This window comes from Microbacterium sp. (assembly GCF_046295495.1).
Classification (GTDB): Bacteria; Actinomycetota; Actinomycetes; order Actinomycetales; family Microbacteriaceae; genus Microbacterium.
Genome location: NZ_JBKBNC010000017.1, coordinates 1 through 13,072, shown reverse-complemented (window position 1 = coordinate 13,072; position 13,072 = coordinate 1). Strand labels below are relative to the sequence as shown.

Sequence of the window (13,072 nt, the reverse complement as noted above, 5' to 3'; positions counted from 1 at the left end):
CGCCTCGCCGGGCCGGCGCCGCGCGCGCCGCGCAGGCCGCTCACGGGTGGGCGGGCCGATAATGGACTGTGCCCACCTACCGCGACGAGGTCGTGGTCCTGCGTACCCACAAACTGGGGGAGGCGGACCGCATCCTCACCCTCCTCAGCCGCCGCAACGGCAAGATCCGCGCGGTCGCGAAGGGCGTGCGGCGGACGTCGTCGAAGTTCGGTTCGCGCCTGGAACCCTTCATGGTCGCCGACGTGCAGCTGTTCAAGGGGCGCAACCTCGACATCGTGCAGCAGGCGGAGTCGCTCGGCTCGTACGGGGCCGAGATCGTCGCGGACTACGACGTGTATACGACCGCGAGCGCGATGGTCGAGACGGCCGACCGACTGAACGAGGCCGAGGCCACGCCCCAGCAGTATCTGCTGCTCGTCGGCGGACTCCGCGCCCTTGCCCGCGGGGAGCATTCCGAGCGCAGCGTGCTGGACTCCTACCTGCTGCGCGCGATGGCCCTCTCGGGCTGGGCGCCGGGGCTGACCGAGTGCGCCCGCTGCGGCACGGTCGGCGACCACGACTACTTCCTCCCGCAGCTCGGCGGTGTCGTCTGCTCGACCTGCGCCCCCGCGGGCTCCCCGCGCGTCGCCCGCGACACCGTCGACATGCTCCGCGCGCTCATGGCGGGGGAGTGGGAGACCATCGACGCAGCCCCCGGCCGCACGACCGCCGCGGCCTCGGGCCTCGTCGCCGCGTACGCGCAGTTCCATCTCGAGCGCGGCATCCGTTCCCTCACGCACCTGGAGTCGTCTCGATGACACCGAAGCCGTTCACGCACCGCGACGCCGTGCCGTACCGCCCGCTGGACTGGACGGGGGAGTACCCGCCGGCCTACCCGAGAGGGGCCGTTCCCGAGCACGTCGCCATCGTCATGGACGGCAACGGCCGATGGGCCAACCGGCAGGGACTCACCCGCGTCGAGGGTCATCGAGCGGGGGAGGCGGCCCTGCTCGACGTCGTCGCCGGCGCCATCCAGGCGGGCGTGAAGCATCTGTCGGTGTACGCCTTCTCGACCGAGAACTGGTCGCGCTCTCCCGACGAGGTGCGCTTCCTCATGGGCTTCAATCGCGAGGTGCTGCACCGCCGTCGTGACCAGCTGAACGAGTGGGGCGTGCGCATCCGCTGGTCGGGCCGCAAGCCCCGCCTGTGGGGCTCGGTCATCAAAGAGCTCCAGCACGCCGAGCGCCTCACCGAGGGCAACTCCACCCTCACGCTGACCATGTGCGTCAACTACGGCGGTCGCGTCGAGATCGTGGATGCCGTGCGGCGCATCGGCGACGACATCGCCGCCGGGCGCCTCAAGCCTTCGGCCGTGACCGAGAAGCTGATCCGCAAGCACCTCTACCAGCCCGACATGCCGGACGTGGACCTCTTCGTGCGGTCGAGCGGCGAGCAGCGCACCTCGAACTTCCTGCTGTGGGAGTCGGCGTACGCCGAGATGGTGTTCCTCGACACGCTCTGGCCCGACTTCCGCCGGACCCACCTGTGGGACGCGATCGGCCTCTACCTCTCGCGGGATCGCCGCTTCGGTGGGGCGGTCGACACCCCGACGGCCGCGTCGATGCCGTCGGCGGAATAGATCCCGGATGCGAGGAGTTGCACGCGATATGACGGATGCCATCAAGATCGACGTGTGGAGCGACATCGCCTGCCCCTGGTGCTACATCGGCAAGCGGAACCTCGAGAACGGCCTGGCCGCCACGGCCGCCGACGACGACGCCCCGGTCGTCGAGATCGAGTACCACTCGTTCGAGCTGTCGCCCGACACCCCCGAGGACTTCCACGGCGGGGAGATCGACTACCTGTCGCAGCACAAGGGCATCTCCCCCGACGCCGCGCGCGAGATGCTCGACCGCGTCACGGGCGTCGCCGCCGACGCCGGCCTCGCCTACCGATTCGACATCCTGCAGCACACGAACACCGTGAAGGCGCACGAGCTGCTGCACTTCGCCAAGGAGAACGGGCGCCAGCTCGAGCTCGCGGAGCTGCTCATGTCGGCCTACTTCCTCGAGGGTCGTCACGTGGGCCGCGACGACGACCTCGTGCAGCTCGCGACCGAGGCCGGTCTCGACGCGGACGCCGCCCGCGAGGCGCTCTCCTCGCAGCGGTACCGCGCGGCCGTCCGCGCCGATCAGGAGCAGGCACGCCAGTTCGGCATCACGGGCGTTCCCTTCTTCGTCATCGACGGCAAGTACGGCGTGAGCGGCGCGCAGCCGGTCGAAGCGTTCAGTCAGATCGCCCGCCAGGTGTGGGGCGAGCGTCGCGAGGTCACCGAGACCGCCGACGCGTGAGGCTCCTCCCCAGGCGGTGCCCGTCCTCGACGCGCTCGGAGGCGGGCACCGTCGTCGTCGGCGGTCTGGGAGAATGAAACGGTGAATACGGCATTGGCTCCGGCGCGAACGCTTCGCATCGGCAACATCGAACTCGACGCCCCCGTCGTGCTCGCTCCCATGGCCGGCATCACGAACACGGCGTTCCGTCGCCTGTGTCGCGAATACGGTGCCGGGCTCTACGTGAGCGAGATGATCACGACGCGCGCCCTCGTGGAGCGTAACGACACCACGATGCGACTCATCCGCCACCACGAGTCCGAGACCCCGCGCTCCATCCAGCTCTACGGTGTGGACCCCGCGACCGTCGAGGCGGCGGTGTGCATGATCGTCGAAGAAGATCACGCCGACCACATCGACCTCAACTTCGGTTGTCCCGTACCCAAGGTGACGCGCCGCGGCGGGGGAGCGGCCCTTCCGTGGAAGACGTCGCTGTTCCGCGAGATCGTCGAGCGGGCCGTCACGGCGGCGGGCGACAAGCCCCTCACCGTCAAGATGCGCAAGGGCATCGACGCCGATCACCTCACCTACCTCGAGGCCGGTCGCATCGCCGAGGGGGCGGGCGTGGCATCCATCGCCCTGCACGCCCGCACGGCGAGCGAGTTCTACTCCGGCCACGCCGACTGGGCCGCGATCACGAAGCTGAAAGAGACCGTCACGAGCGTGCCGGTGCTCGGCAACGGCGACATCTGGTCGGCCGACGACGCCGTGCGCATGATGGACGAGACCGGCTGCGACGGCGTGGTCGTCGGGCGCGGGTGCTTGGGCCGTCCGTGGTTGTTCGGCGACCTCGCGCGCGCCCTCGGCGGCCCGGGAGCCGCGCACGCCGAGCCGGTGGATGCGACCCTCGGTTTCGTCGCGAAGGCCTTCCGCCGACACGCCGAGCTGCTCGTGGAGTTCTTCGACGACGAGGGGCGCGGGTGCCGCGACATCCGCAAGCACGTCGCCTGGTACTTCAAGGGCTACCCCGTCGGCGGCGAGCTGCGCGCGAGCCTCGCGACGGCCTCGACGCTCGACGAGATCGACGAGCTGCTGGCCACGATGGAGCTCGACGCCCCCTACCCGGGGTCCGCGGCCGAGGGCCAGCGCGGTCGTGCCGGCACCCCGAAGCGGCCGGCCCTGCCCGACGGATGGCTCGACTCCCGCGAGATCGGCGACGCCGCCGGTCGCGCCCTGGCCGATGCGGAGCTGCACCACAGTGGCGGGTGAGGTGGTGGTGACGGCGGCTCGTCCCCTCGGCTACGAGGACGACGACGCCGCCCGATTCCACGTCGAACGGCACCGCTCGCAGCGCGACGATTTCGCTCGCGACCGCGCGCGCGTGCTGCACTCCGCGGCGCTGCGACGCCTCGCGGCCAAGACGCAGGTGCTCAGCCCGGCGAGCCCCGCCGACTTCGCGCGCAACCGCCTCACGCACTCCCTCGAGGTGGCGCAGGTCGGCCGCGAACTCGCGACCGCTCTGCAGCTGTCTCCGGACGTCGTCGACACCGCGTGTCTCAGCCACGACCTGGGGCACCCGCCCTTCGGTCACAACGGGGAGCGCGCCCTCAACGAGTGGGCCGAGCACATCGGCGGTTTCGAGGGCAACGCGCAGACGCTGCGCATCCTCACCCGGCTCGAACCGAAGGTCTTCGGCGCCGACGGCGAGCCGTTCGGTCTCAATCTCACGCGCGCGAGCCTCGACGCCACCTGCAAATACCCCTGGACCGTCGACGAGCCCGTCCCCGACCCGGGCGGCCGGTTGAAGTTCGGGGTCTACCCTGACGACGAGCCCGTCTTCCACTGGATGCGCGGCGGTGCTCCGGCCCGACAGCGCTGCATCGAGGCCGAGGTCATGGACCTCTCCGACGACATCGCGTACTCGGTCCACGACTTCGAAGACGCGGTGGTCAACCGCTACGTCGACCCCGCCCGCCTGGCATCCCGCGTCGGTCGTGAGGGTTTGCTCGACGCGATCCAGCGCTGGGTCGGCTACGACTTCGTGCGCGACGACCTCGCCGCGGGCCTCGACCGCCTGATGGCGATGCCCGAGTGGATCCACTCCTTCGACGGATCGCGTCCGGCCCTCGCCCGCCTGAAGAACCTCACCTCCGACCTCATCGGCCGCTTCGCGCGCGCCGCGACCGCCGCGACCCGCGAGGCGTACCCCGCCGACGAGCTCACGCGGTACCGGGCGCACGTCGTGGTCCCCGCCGAGGTCGAGGTCGAGATGGCCGTGCTCAAGGGCATCATCGGCGCCACCGTGGTCTCGATCGACGGCCGCAAGGTGCTGTACCGCGAGCAGCGGCACGTGCTCAAGCGGCTGGCGTCCGCCCTGTGGGAGAACCCGGGCGCCCTCGACGCGCTGCACGCGCCCGACTTCGCCGCGGCCCACGACGACACCGCGCGCCGCCGTGTCGTGGTCGACCAGGTCGCCAGCCTCACCGACCAGCTCGCGATCTCGTGGCACGGCCGACTGGTGGGCGAAGTGGATGCCGCCGAGCTCGGCGTCTGGGCGCCGGGCGCGCGCGCGTCGCGCGGGGCGGACGCCTGATGGCGGGACGCATCCGTCAGGCCGACGTCGAGGAGGTCAAGGCGCGCGTCAACATCGCCGACGTGATCGGAGAGCGCGTCGCGCTCAAGCCCGCGGGCGTCGGGTCGATGAAGGGCCTGTGCCCCTTCCACGACGAGCGCAGCCCGAGCTTCAACGTGCGGCCCCAGGTGGGCTACTACCACTGCTTCGGCTGCGGTGAATCGGGCGACGTCTACTCGTTCCTGCGGGCGATGGACCACGTCTCGTTCACCGAGGCCGTCGAGCGCATGGCCGCGCGCGTGGGTTTCACGCTCCACTACGAAGACGGGGGAGCGGCTCCCGAGACCACCGGCCGCTCGCGCCTGTACGCCGCCAACGCGGCCGCGGCGGAGTACTTCCGCGCGCAGCTGATGACGCCCGAGGCCGAGACCGGTCGCCGCTTCCTCGGCGATCGCGGCTTCGACGCGGGCGCCGCCGCGCACTTCGGCGTCGGCTACGCCCCGAAGGGCTGGTCGCACCTCATGGACCACCTGCTCGCGCAGAAGTTCTCGCGTGACGAGCTGCTGCAGGCGGGTCTCGTGTCGCAGGGGCAGCGCGGGGTCTACGACCGCTTCCGCGGGCGGCTCGTGTGGCCGATCCGCGACGTCACCGGTCAGGTCATCGGCTTCGGCGCGCGAAAGCTGTACGACGACGACCAGGGCCCCAAGTACCTCAACACCCCCGAGACGCCGATCTACAAGAAGGCGCAGGTGCTCTACGGCCTCGACCTCGCCAAGCGCGACATCTCACGCTCGCACCGCGTGGTCGTCGTCGAGGGCTACACCGACGTGATGGCCTGTCACCTCGCCGGCGTCACCACCGCGATCGCCTCGTGCGGCACCGCCTTCGGCAGCGACCACATCACGGTGCTGCGCCGCGTGATGGGCGACGACAGCGCCGCGGGCGAGGTGGTCTTCACCTTCGACCCGGATGCCGCGGGGCAGAAGGCGGCGCTCCGCGCCTTCGCCGACGAGAAGCGCTTCGCCGCGCAGACCTACGTCGCCGTCGCGCCCGAGGGGCTCGACCCGTGCGACCTGCGCCTGCAGCGCGGCGACGGTGCCGTGCGGTCCCTCATGGAGAACAAGGCGCCGATGTTCGAATTCGTCATCGACCAGCGTCTGAAGGACTTCAACCTCTCGAGCGTCGAGGGGCGCGCCGGAGCGCTGAACGCCGCGGCCCCGATCGTCGCCGACATCCGCGACCCGGCGCTGCGGCCCGGGTACGTACGCGTGCTCGCGCGCCGGCTCGGCCTCGACCTGCCCGAGGTGCAGTCGGCCGTCGAGCGGGCCGCCCGTGGCGCGGACCGCGCCGAGAAGCGCGAGGCCCAGCGCACGGCGGATGCCGCACCCGTCGCCGTGTCGGTGACGATGGCGTCGCTCCCGCACACGCGCGACGTCGCCCTCGAGCGCGGCGCGATGATGGCCTTCCTGCAGTACGGGCACCGCATCGAGCCCGAGCTGTTCCTGCGGGCGCTGCAGACGCCGTTCGGCCACCCCGCCCTCGAGGCCGTGCGCGGCGCCCTGGCATCCACGGATCTGTCGCAACCGGGCTGGGCCGTCACGGCGGTCGAGGCGGTGCGCGAGCCCTTCCGCTCGCTGGCCGCTGAACTGCTCACGGCAGAGTTCCCGGCGCGTACCGAGGAGGGTGCGATCGCATCGGCCAACGACCTCGCGCGGGGGCTGCTCGTGCGCGAGCTGCAACGCGAGAAGGACGAGCTGCTCCGCGGCATCCAGCGTGTGCCGGCCGACTCGGAGGAGGGGCGACGTCTACGCCTGCGCCTGCGCGAGCTCGACGCGGACCGTCAGCGGCTCGTCGACCCCTGAGCTTCGGCGGCTCGTCGACCTGTGCGGGCGCGGCGGCCCGCGAGCCGGCGCCACCGGCTCGATCACGCCACGCTCCCGCGCGTCATGCACCGCTACCGCACCGGCGTGTCGGCGGGGAAGCCCGGTGCGCGCACCACGTTCGTCGGCGAAGATGATCAGATGCCCCGGTCTTTCGACGACGACGTCGCCCTCCGCACCGACGACCTCTCGCTCGCGCGCAACGGCGTGCGGGTGATCGACGGCGTGACCTTCTCGCTCGCGGCCGGACGCACCATGGTCGTCCGCGGAGCGACGGGAGCGGGCAAGACCTCGCTCGTCTCGGTGCTGGCCGGGCACCCCGACGACGGACTCGTCGTGGTGGGCGGCGACGCGCGCGTGCACGGCATCTCGGCGCGCCGACCCGGCCGCGCACGGCGCGAGTGGACCTTCCACACCGGATATCTGCCGCAGGGGGCGGGGGCGAAGCTGCCGTCGCGCCTCACCGTGCAGGACGTCATCGCCGAGCCCATCACCAGCCGCGACCGGCGGGTGAACACGCGTGCCCTCGCCGTCCGCGTGGCCACGCTGCTCGACGAGATGGAGCTGCCGCTCGGTACCGCCCCGAAGTATCCCTACGAGCTCAGCGCCGGCATGCGGCAGCGGGTCGCGCTGGCCCGGGCCCTCGTGCTCGAGCCGCGGCTGTTCGTCGCCGACGACCTGTACGCCAACCTCGACGTCGAGGTGCGTGCGGCCGTGCGGGCAGCCATCATCCGCCGCCGCGACGAGCGCCAGATGGCCTCGCTCGTCGTGACGAACGACGCCGACGCGTCACGCGAGTTGGATGCCGATGTGCTCGTCCTCCACGCCGGTCACGCGGTCGGCCTGGGGCACGGTGGCGGCGATCTGCAGTGGACTCCCGGCGGCACGCCCGAGCGACGGATTTCGGCCGGCTGATTTTCCCACCGACCCCGCGTGCTGTTAGTATCGTGGGGTTGCCCGCCGCGAGGTGAGCATGATCCTCGGTAGCTCAATTGGCAGAGCAATCGGCTGTTAACCGATAGGTTCTTGGTTCGAGTCCAAGCCGGGGAGCCAGGAGAAGGCCCGGAATTCCGCGTGTGTCGCGGGATCCGGGCCTTTGCCGTGTGGCCGGCGTGCGCCACACTGGTGCGGTGGATGACGGCGATCAGCGGTGGGCGGGGTCACCCGTGCTCTGGTGGGTGCTCCTGTGCGTGAGCGCTTCGGTCGTCGTGGCGATGATCCTCCTGATCGTGCTCACGGGAACGGGCAACTGGCTCACGGTGGCGGGTTCGCTCTGCACGGTGATCGCCAGCGTGGGCGCGCTGGGCCTTCGGAGGCGGGCCCTGGTGCGGGAGCGCAACGCGCCGGCATCCGCTTCGTCCGAGGATTCCGACGCGGTGTGACGGCGCAGCGCGGGGAGCGCGTCAGACCAGGGTGACGGGGAGGTCTTCGTCGGAGCGCGGGGGGCGCGCGACCAGGTCGCGCGCCTGCGCGGCATCCACGTGCGTGGGGAAGAGCGTGCGAGAGAACTTACCGTGGGGGTCTTCCTTGGCACGGGGGAGCGAGATGTCTGCACCCTCGATCAGCGCCACGGCGGCGCGACGCTGCGACGGTGTCATCGCGAGACCGCCCTGACGTCGCAGCAGGAGAGGCAGGCGGAGCTTGTCGGGTCCTTCCAGGTGAGGAACACCGAACGCGTACCGCCCGTCAGACCGCCCGTCGCCACCACCCGCGCTGCGGTGACGGCCGACCACGCGACGGTGCGAGACCCCGCGCGCACAAGCTCGGCATCGACGTCGACCCAGACGTCGGGCGTCCGCCGCCACACCCACGTGGCCGGGACGACGATGACCGCCGCAGCCCCCAGGACGATGATCGGAACCGCGAAGGAGTCCTCGTTCCGCAGGAGGAGGAAGGCCGGAAGGACCTGCCAGGCGGCCCACAACGCGCCGAAGAGACCGGGCAGCGCGAAGATCAGCACGGTCGCGCGATCGCGCTGCGACACACGGATCCACCCGGAGATCGCGGGCGCGTCATCCTCGACCTCGGCATCCTCCTCGGGGCGGGAACGCCCGGCCACGCGCACGGCCACGAGGGTGACCACCCCTAGGGCCACGGCGGTCGCCGACAGGACGGCGAGCCGCAGAACCGCCGACGGAGCAAAAGAGTCGACGCTGAACAGCAAGGCGGCGGGGATGACGCCCAGACCGATCGCGACCCAGCCCAGGATGCGGAGCACACGTCGCGCACGGCGTTGGGCGTGCGCGCGATCCGGCGTAGACGGCGTCGGCGCGGTCTCGGGTTCCCACGAGGAACGGGTCGCCCACACCACCGCCTGGCCGGCAGCGGCCAGACCCGCAGCCATGCCGCCCGCCGCGAGCAGGCTGACCAGGCCACCCGTCGGCAGGAAGAACACGGACGTCGCGATGAGGGCCACGGCGACGATGGCCAGGATGATCGCGGCTCTTCTCGGTGTCATCTTCCCCCCGGTCCGGGGGCGAACGTGGCCGTCGCGCCCGCGCGAAGACCCCCCGACCGCACGCGACGCCGCCGACGCTCCGTGTCGGAAGGGCAGAGTATCGGCGCGTGGCGGGCGGCGGAGGCGGTCATTTCTTGCCCGGTGCGCCGTCCTTGCCGCTGGGGCCGGCGCCGGCGTTTCCGGAGCCGTTCGCGCCCTTGCCGGAGTCGGCGCTGCGGCCCGGCGCGGCCCCGCCGCCGTTTCCGTTTCCGTTTCCGACGTTCGCGCCGCCGGCCTTGCCGTTACCGTTGCCGGCGTTGCCTGTGCTGGCGCTGCCTGTGCCGCCGTTGCCCGTGGCGCCGTTGCCCGTGCCGGTCGACGCTTTTCCACCCGTTCCGTTCGCCACGCCGGGATTCGACGCGGATGCCGGCGGCTCAGCCGGCAGCAGCTCGTCCGGTGCACGGTTCACGGGCGTCGGATGGGAGGGGACACCGTCGACGGGCGCCTCTTCCGCGATGGTGGTCGCCTCATCGTTCCGCGTCGACACCTGCTCGACGTTCGAGGCCCGGTCGTCGGACGATGCGACGGGTGTCGGGGCGGGTGTCGGCGTCGACGCAGCGACCGAGGGACCGGGGTCGGGGACGCCGACCGTCGTATAGGGGTCACCGGCGGCGCCGAGGGCGAAGGCGACGACGTGCACTCCCACGACCACCACCGCGGCCGCAGCTGCGCCCATCACCCACCGGCGTCGCCGACGGCGTGACGGCACGGCGGCGGAGGCGGCGCGGGAACGCCGCGAAACGACGTCGGCCCGAGGGGATGCGGCGTCTCCGAGGGCGCGGGGCGCGTGGTCACCCGTGGCGAGGGCAGGCGAGACCGCCGGAACCGTCGACGACTCCACCGGCGGAGCGACGGGCGAGGCTGAGAGAGCGTCGGTCGCGTCGACACCCGGTGTCGCGCCGACCGTCACGTCGACGTCGCGCGCACCGGCGCCGGGTGCGGGCGACTCCGTCGGTGCACTCGCGGTCGCCGCATCCGCGGGCGTCGCCGGCCGATCCTCCTCGTCCGCGATCATCGGCGCGGCGGTGACGGAACCGCTCGACGCCGCCGGGTCCGCGGGGGAGGCAGCCGACCTCGCGGGAGAGGAGGCCTCCGTGAGACCGCTCACCGGCGCGGCGACCACGGCGGTCGGTGTGTCCGCCCGTGCGGCCACGGCATCCCCCGTGTCGGCGAGCCCGAGCTGGGCCCAGGGACTCGCCACGGTGACCGTGACGGGACCGGTCTCGAGGGCGGTGCCCCCGAGGCCGTCGGCCAAGGCGCTCGCGCGCTCGGACACGTCGGCGGCGGTGGGGCGTACGTCGGGATCGTTCGCGGTCATGGCCACGAGCAGCGAGCGCCAGGCATACCCCAGGGTCGTCGGCACGTCGGGCTGCCGCGCGAGGCGGGCCAGCAGCGTCTCCTGCAACGAGCCGCCGCCGAACGGATGCAGTCTCGTCAGAGCCTCGATGGCGAGCAAGCCGAGAGCGTAGACGTCGGAGGCCGCCCGGGGCGGTTCGCCGCGCACCTGCTCGGGTGCGAGGTAGGCCGCGGTGCCGATGACCGTCCCGGGGGTCGTCAGCCGCGTCGCGTCGACGAGGTGGGCGACTCCGAAGTCGGCGAGGACCGCCTCGAACCCGCGGTCGGTGCCGCGGGTCGGCCGCAAGAGCACATTCGAGGGCTTCACGTCGCGGTGCACGATGCCGGCGTCGTGCACGACGGCCAGGGCCCCGGCGAGATCCGACAGGATGCCGGCCACCTCGGCCGTCGCCACCGGGCCCTGTTCGATGCGCCTCTGCAGCGAAGGGCCGTCGATCAGCTCCATGACCAGGTAGACATGGTCGCCGGTGTCGAGCCGGGCGTCGTAGAGCGTCACCAGGGAAGGGTGGTCGAGGGCGGCGAGAGCGCGCGCCTCCGACATGCGGCGGGCGGGTTCGGCCTCGTCGGTGCGGTCGGCGAAGAAGATCTTGACCGCGACGTCGCGGCGTAGAACCTCGTCGCGCGCGCGGAAGACGCGTCCCATGCCCCCCGCCCCGATGCGGTCGACGAGAACGTAGCGTCCGCCGAGGATGTCGCCCGCGTGGGGCATCGACATGTCGGGTGCGTGGCTCATCGGGTCCTTCACGGGGAGCGCCGCGGTGGCGAGCAGCGAAGACGGAACCGGGAGATCTCCGCCGCATCGAACGTTACGTCGCCGCCCGTGGCCGGAACCGGGGGTGGCGGCGAAAGCCGCCGACGCTCATAATGGGTCCCCGGCCGCCTCGCTCGGATCTGCTCGCGGGCGCCGCGCCGCTCGCCGGTCGGCCCCACCATCACGCCGATCCGCTGTGCACGCCCGGCGATGCCCGCGATCTGGGAGCGGTTCCACTAGGCTCTTTCCGGCCGTCGACGCCGGCTCGAGAGGATTCGCCGTGACCGCCCCCGCTTCGCGCGTGCGCCGAGACCTGCAGGGACTCCGCGCCGTCGCCGTGGTCGCCGTCGTCGTCACGCACCTCACCGGCTGGCCGCGCGGGGGCTTCGTCGGGGTCGACGTCTTCTTCGTGCTCTCGGGGTTCCTCGTCACCGGCATCCTCCTGACCGACCTCCGCCAGTCGGGAACGGTGCGTCTGGGCGCCTTCATCGCGCGGCGGGTCACGCGCCTGCTGCCCGCGGCCCTCGTGGTGCTCGGAGCCGTCGTCGCCACCGCGTTCGCCGTGTTCTCACCCGTGCGCGCCGAGAAGACCCTGGGCGACGCGCTCTCGGCCCTGGGCCTGGTGTCGAACTGGCGTTTCGGGATCGAAGGTCGCGACTACTTCGCGGCGACCGACGTCTCGCCCCTCCAGCACTTCTGGTCGCTCTCGGTGGAGGAGCAGTTCTCCCTCCTGTGGCCGCTCGTGGTGATCCTGGCGGTGTGCGCGCTCCCCGCGGAAGCGCGTCGCGGCCGCGGGGGTCGGCTCGCGATCGGTGCGGCCGCCCTCGCCGTGGTCGGGGCGTCCGCCCTCGCCGCGATGTCCCTGACGCCGGTGGATGCCAGCCTGGCGTACTTCTCCACCCTGACCCGCGCCGGCGAGCTCGGCGTGGGGGCCGTGCTCGCAGCGAGCGCACCCCTGCTGTCGCGCCTGCCGGCGTTCCCGCGCGGCCTGGTCGCGTGGACGGGCGGAGCGGTCGTCGTCGCGGCCTTCTTCGTCGTCGACCCGACACAGCCCTTCCCGGCGCCCTGGGCGGCGATGCCGGTGGTCGGCGCCGCCCTCGTGATCGCCGGCGGCATCGGTGGCGATCCGCGACACCGTCACCTGTTCGTTCTGACGAATCCGCTGTCGGTCGCGCTCGGCAACGCCTCGTATTCGCTGTACCTCTGGCATCTGCCCGTCATCGTCTTCGCCGGCGTGCTGCTCAGTCCCGGGCCGGCCGCGACGGCGATCACCGTTCTGACGATGCTCGTTCTGACCGTCGCGACCTATCTCGGCGTGGAGCAGCCGCTGCACCGGGCGCCCTGGCCCGCGGCCCGGTCGTCGCAGGACGCGACACCGGCGGACGCGTCGACGGCGGGTGCGCCCGCGGCCTCGACACCGGCCGTCTCCGCGCCGACTCCGCCGACCGCGTCGCCCGCGCCCGCGGCCCCCCGCCGCACGGTTGCCCAGACGTCGCGTCCTGTCGGGTGGGTCCCCGGCCAGCGTTACTACCCCGGCGCGCGCCCGCCCGCCGCGACCGCGGCATCCGCGTCGACCGCCTCCTCGGCGGTCGGACTGCCCGACGAGGGCGCCGCGGATACGGCCATCCCGGCGACGCCGCGGCGGACGGCACCCGCAGCCCCCGACTCGCGACCCGCTCGCGAGCCCTCGCTCCCCGCCGCGCCCGT

Annotated in this window: 12 protein-coding genes and 1 tRNA gene; 10 read left to right on the top strand and 3 right to left on the bottom strand. The window is 72.4% G+C overall.

Annotated elements, in window-relative coordinates:
- Positions 1-68: 68 nt before the first annotated feature.
- The 9 genes from recO (at position 69) to ACK4LS_RS08475 (ending at position 8,143) form a co-directional block, all read left to right on the top strand.
- The gene (gene recO / locus ACK4LS_RS08515) at positions 69-797 is read left to right on the top strand and encodes a DNA repair protein RecO (protein WP_409716038.1); all 729 of its coding nucleotides are present in this window, start codon (positions 69-71) and stop codon (positions 795-797) included.
- Complete coding sequence (locus ACK4LS_RS08510; RefSeq protein WP_409716035.1) at positions 794-1,618, top strand: isoprenyl transferase; 825 nt, start codon at positions 794-796, stop codon at positions 1,616-1,618. The genes recO and ACK4LS_RS08510 overlap by 4 nt, the downstream gene beginning before the upstream one ends.
- Positions 1,619-1,646: 28 nt before the next feature.
- Positions 1,647-2,330, top strand: a complete 684-nt coding sequence (locus tag ACK4LS_RS08505) for a DsbA family protein (protein WP_409716032.1) — start codon at positions 1,647-1,649, stop codon at positions 2,328-2,330.
- A gap of 81 nt (positions 2,331-2,411) precedes the next feature.
- Complete coding sequence (dusB, locus tag ACK4LS_RS08500; RefSeq protein WP_409716029.1) at positions 2,412-3,578, top strand: tRNA dihydrouridine synthase DusB; 1,167 nt, start codon at positions 2,412-2,414, stop codon at positions 3,576-3,578.
- The gene (locus ACK4LS_RS08495; RefSeq protein WP_409716026.1) at positions 3,550-4,902 is read left to right on the top strand and encodes a deoxyguanosinetriphosphate triphosphohydrolase; all 1,353 of its coding nucleotides are present in this window, start codon (positions 3,550-3,552) and stop codon (positions 4,900-4,902) included. The genes dusB and ACK4LS_RS08495 overlap by 29 nt, the downstream gene beginning before the upstream one ends.
- A complete protein-coding gene (dnaG, locus tag ACK4LS_RS08490) occupies positions 4,902-6,743 on the top strand; it encodes a DNA primase (RefSeq protein ID WP_409716023.1) in 1,842 nt (613 codons plus the stop codon). The genes ACK4LS_RS08495 and dnaG overlap by 1 nt, the downstream gene beginning before the upstream one ends.
- Positions 6,744-6,902: 159 nt before the next feature.
- Positions 6,903-7,676, top strand: a complete 774-nt coding sequence (locus ACK4LS_RS08485) for an ATP-binding cassette domain-containing protein (protein ID WP_409716159.1) — start codon at positions 6,903-6,905, stop codon at positions 7,674-7,676.
- 62 nt (positions 7,677-7,738) lie between these two features.
- Positions 7,739-7,814, top strand: a tRNA-Asn gene (locus ACK4LS_RS08480).
- Between the two features lie 77 nt (positions 7,815-7,891).
- Positions 7,892-8,143: a hypothetical protein gene (locus ACK4LS_RS08475; RefSeq protein ID WP_409716021.1), complete on the top strand. Its 252-nt coding sequence runs from the start codon at positions 7,892-7,894 to the stop codon at positions 8,141-8,143.
- A 21-nt stretch (positions 8,144-8,164) separates the two neighbouring features.
- On the opposite strand, the gene ACK4LS_RS08470 is transcribed toward ACK4LS_RS08475, so the two are convergent.
- The 3 genes from ACK4LS_RS08470 to ACK4LS_RS08460 form a co-directional block, all read right to left on the bottom strand.
- A complete protein-coding gene (locus ACK4LS_RS08470) occupies positions 8,165-8,359 on the bottom strand; it encodes a hypothetical protein (RefSeq protein WP_409716018.1) in 195 nt (64 codons plus the stop codon).
- Positions 8,356-9,219: a hypothetical protein gene (locus ACK4LS_RS08465; RefSeq protein WP_409716015.1), complete on the bottom strand. Its 864-nt coding sequence runs from the start codon at positions 9,217-9,219 to the stop codon at positions 8,356-8,358. The genes ACK4LS_RS08470 and ACK4LS_RS08465 overlap by 4 nt, the downstream gene beginning before the upstream one ends.
- A 127-nt stretch (positions 9,220-9,346) precedes the next feature.
- Entirely contained in the window at positions 9,347-11,347 is a 2,001-nt protein-coding gene (locus ACK4LS_RS08460) for a protein kinase domain-containing protein (protein ID WP_409716012.1), read from the bottom strand.
- A gap of 298 nt (positions 11,348-11,645) precedes the next feature.
- Here ACK4LS_RS08460 and ACK4LS_RS08455 point away from each other — a divergent pair.
- The coding region (locus tag ACK4LS_RS08455; RefSeq protein ID WP_409716009.1) for an acyltransferase family protein at positions 11,646-13,072 on the top strand (1,427 nt) is incomplete at its 3' end.

Excerpts from the sequence above, each read along its gene's own strand:
- ACK4LS_RS08510 (WP_409716035.1), top strand. The coding sequence starts at position 794 with ATGACACCGAAGCCGTTCACGCACCGCGACGCCGTGCCGTACCGCCCG.
- ACK4LS_RS08505 (WP_409716032.1), top strand. The coding sequence starts at position 1,647 with ATGACGGATGCCATCAAGATCGACGTGTGGAGCGACATCGCCTGCCCC.
- ACK4LS_RS08495 (WP_409716026.1), top strand. The coding sequence starts at position 3,550 with ATGCGGAGCTGCACCACAGTGGCGGGTGAGGTGGTGGTGACGGCGGCT.
- dnaG (WP_409716023.1), top strand. The coding sequence starts at position 4,902 with ATGGCGGGACGCATCCGTCAGGCCGACGTCGAGGAGGTCAAGGCGCGC.
- ACK4LS_RS08485 (WP_409716159.1), top strand. The coding sequence starts at position 6,903 with ATGCCCCGGTCTTTCGACGACGACGTCGCCCTCCGCACCGACGACCTC.
- ACK4LS_RS08470 (WP_409716018.1), bottom strand. The coding sequence starts at position 8,359 with ATGACACCGTCGCAGCGTCGCGCCGCCGTGGCGCTGATCGAGGGTGCA.
- ACK4LS_RS08465 (WP_409716015.1), bottom strand. The coding sequence starts at position 9,219 with ATGACACCGAGAAGAGCCGCGATCATCCTGGCCATCGTCGCCGTGGCC.
- ACK4LS_RS08460 (WP_409716012.1), bottom strand. The coding sequence starts at position 11,347 with ATGAGCCACGCACCCGACATGTCGATGCCCCACGCGGGCGACATCCTC.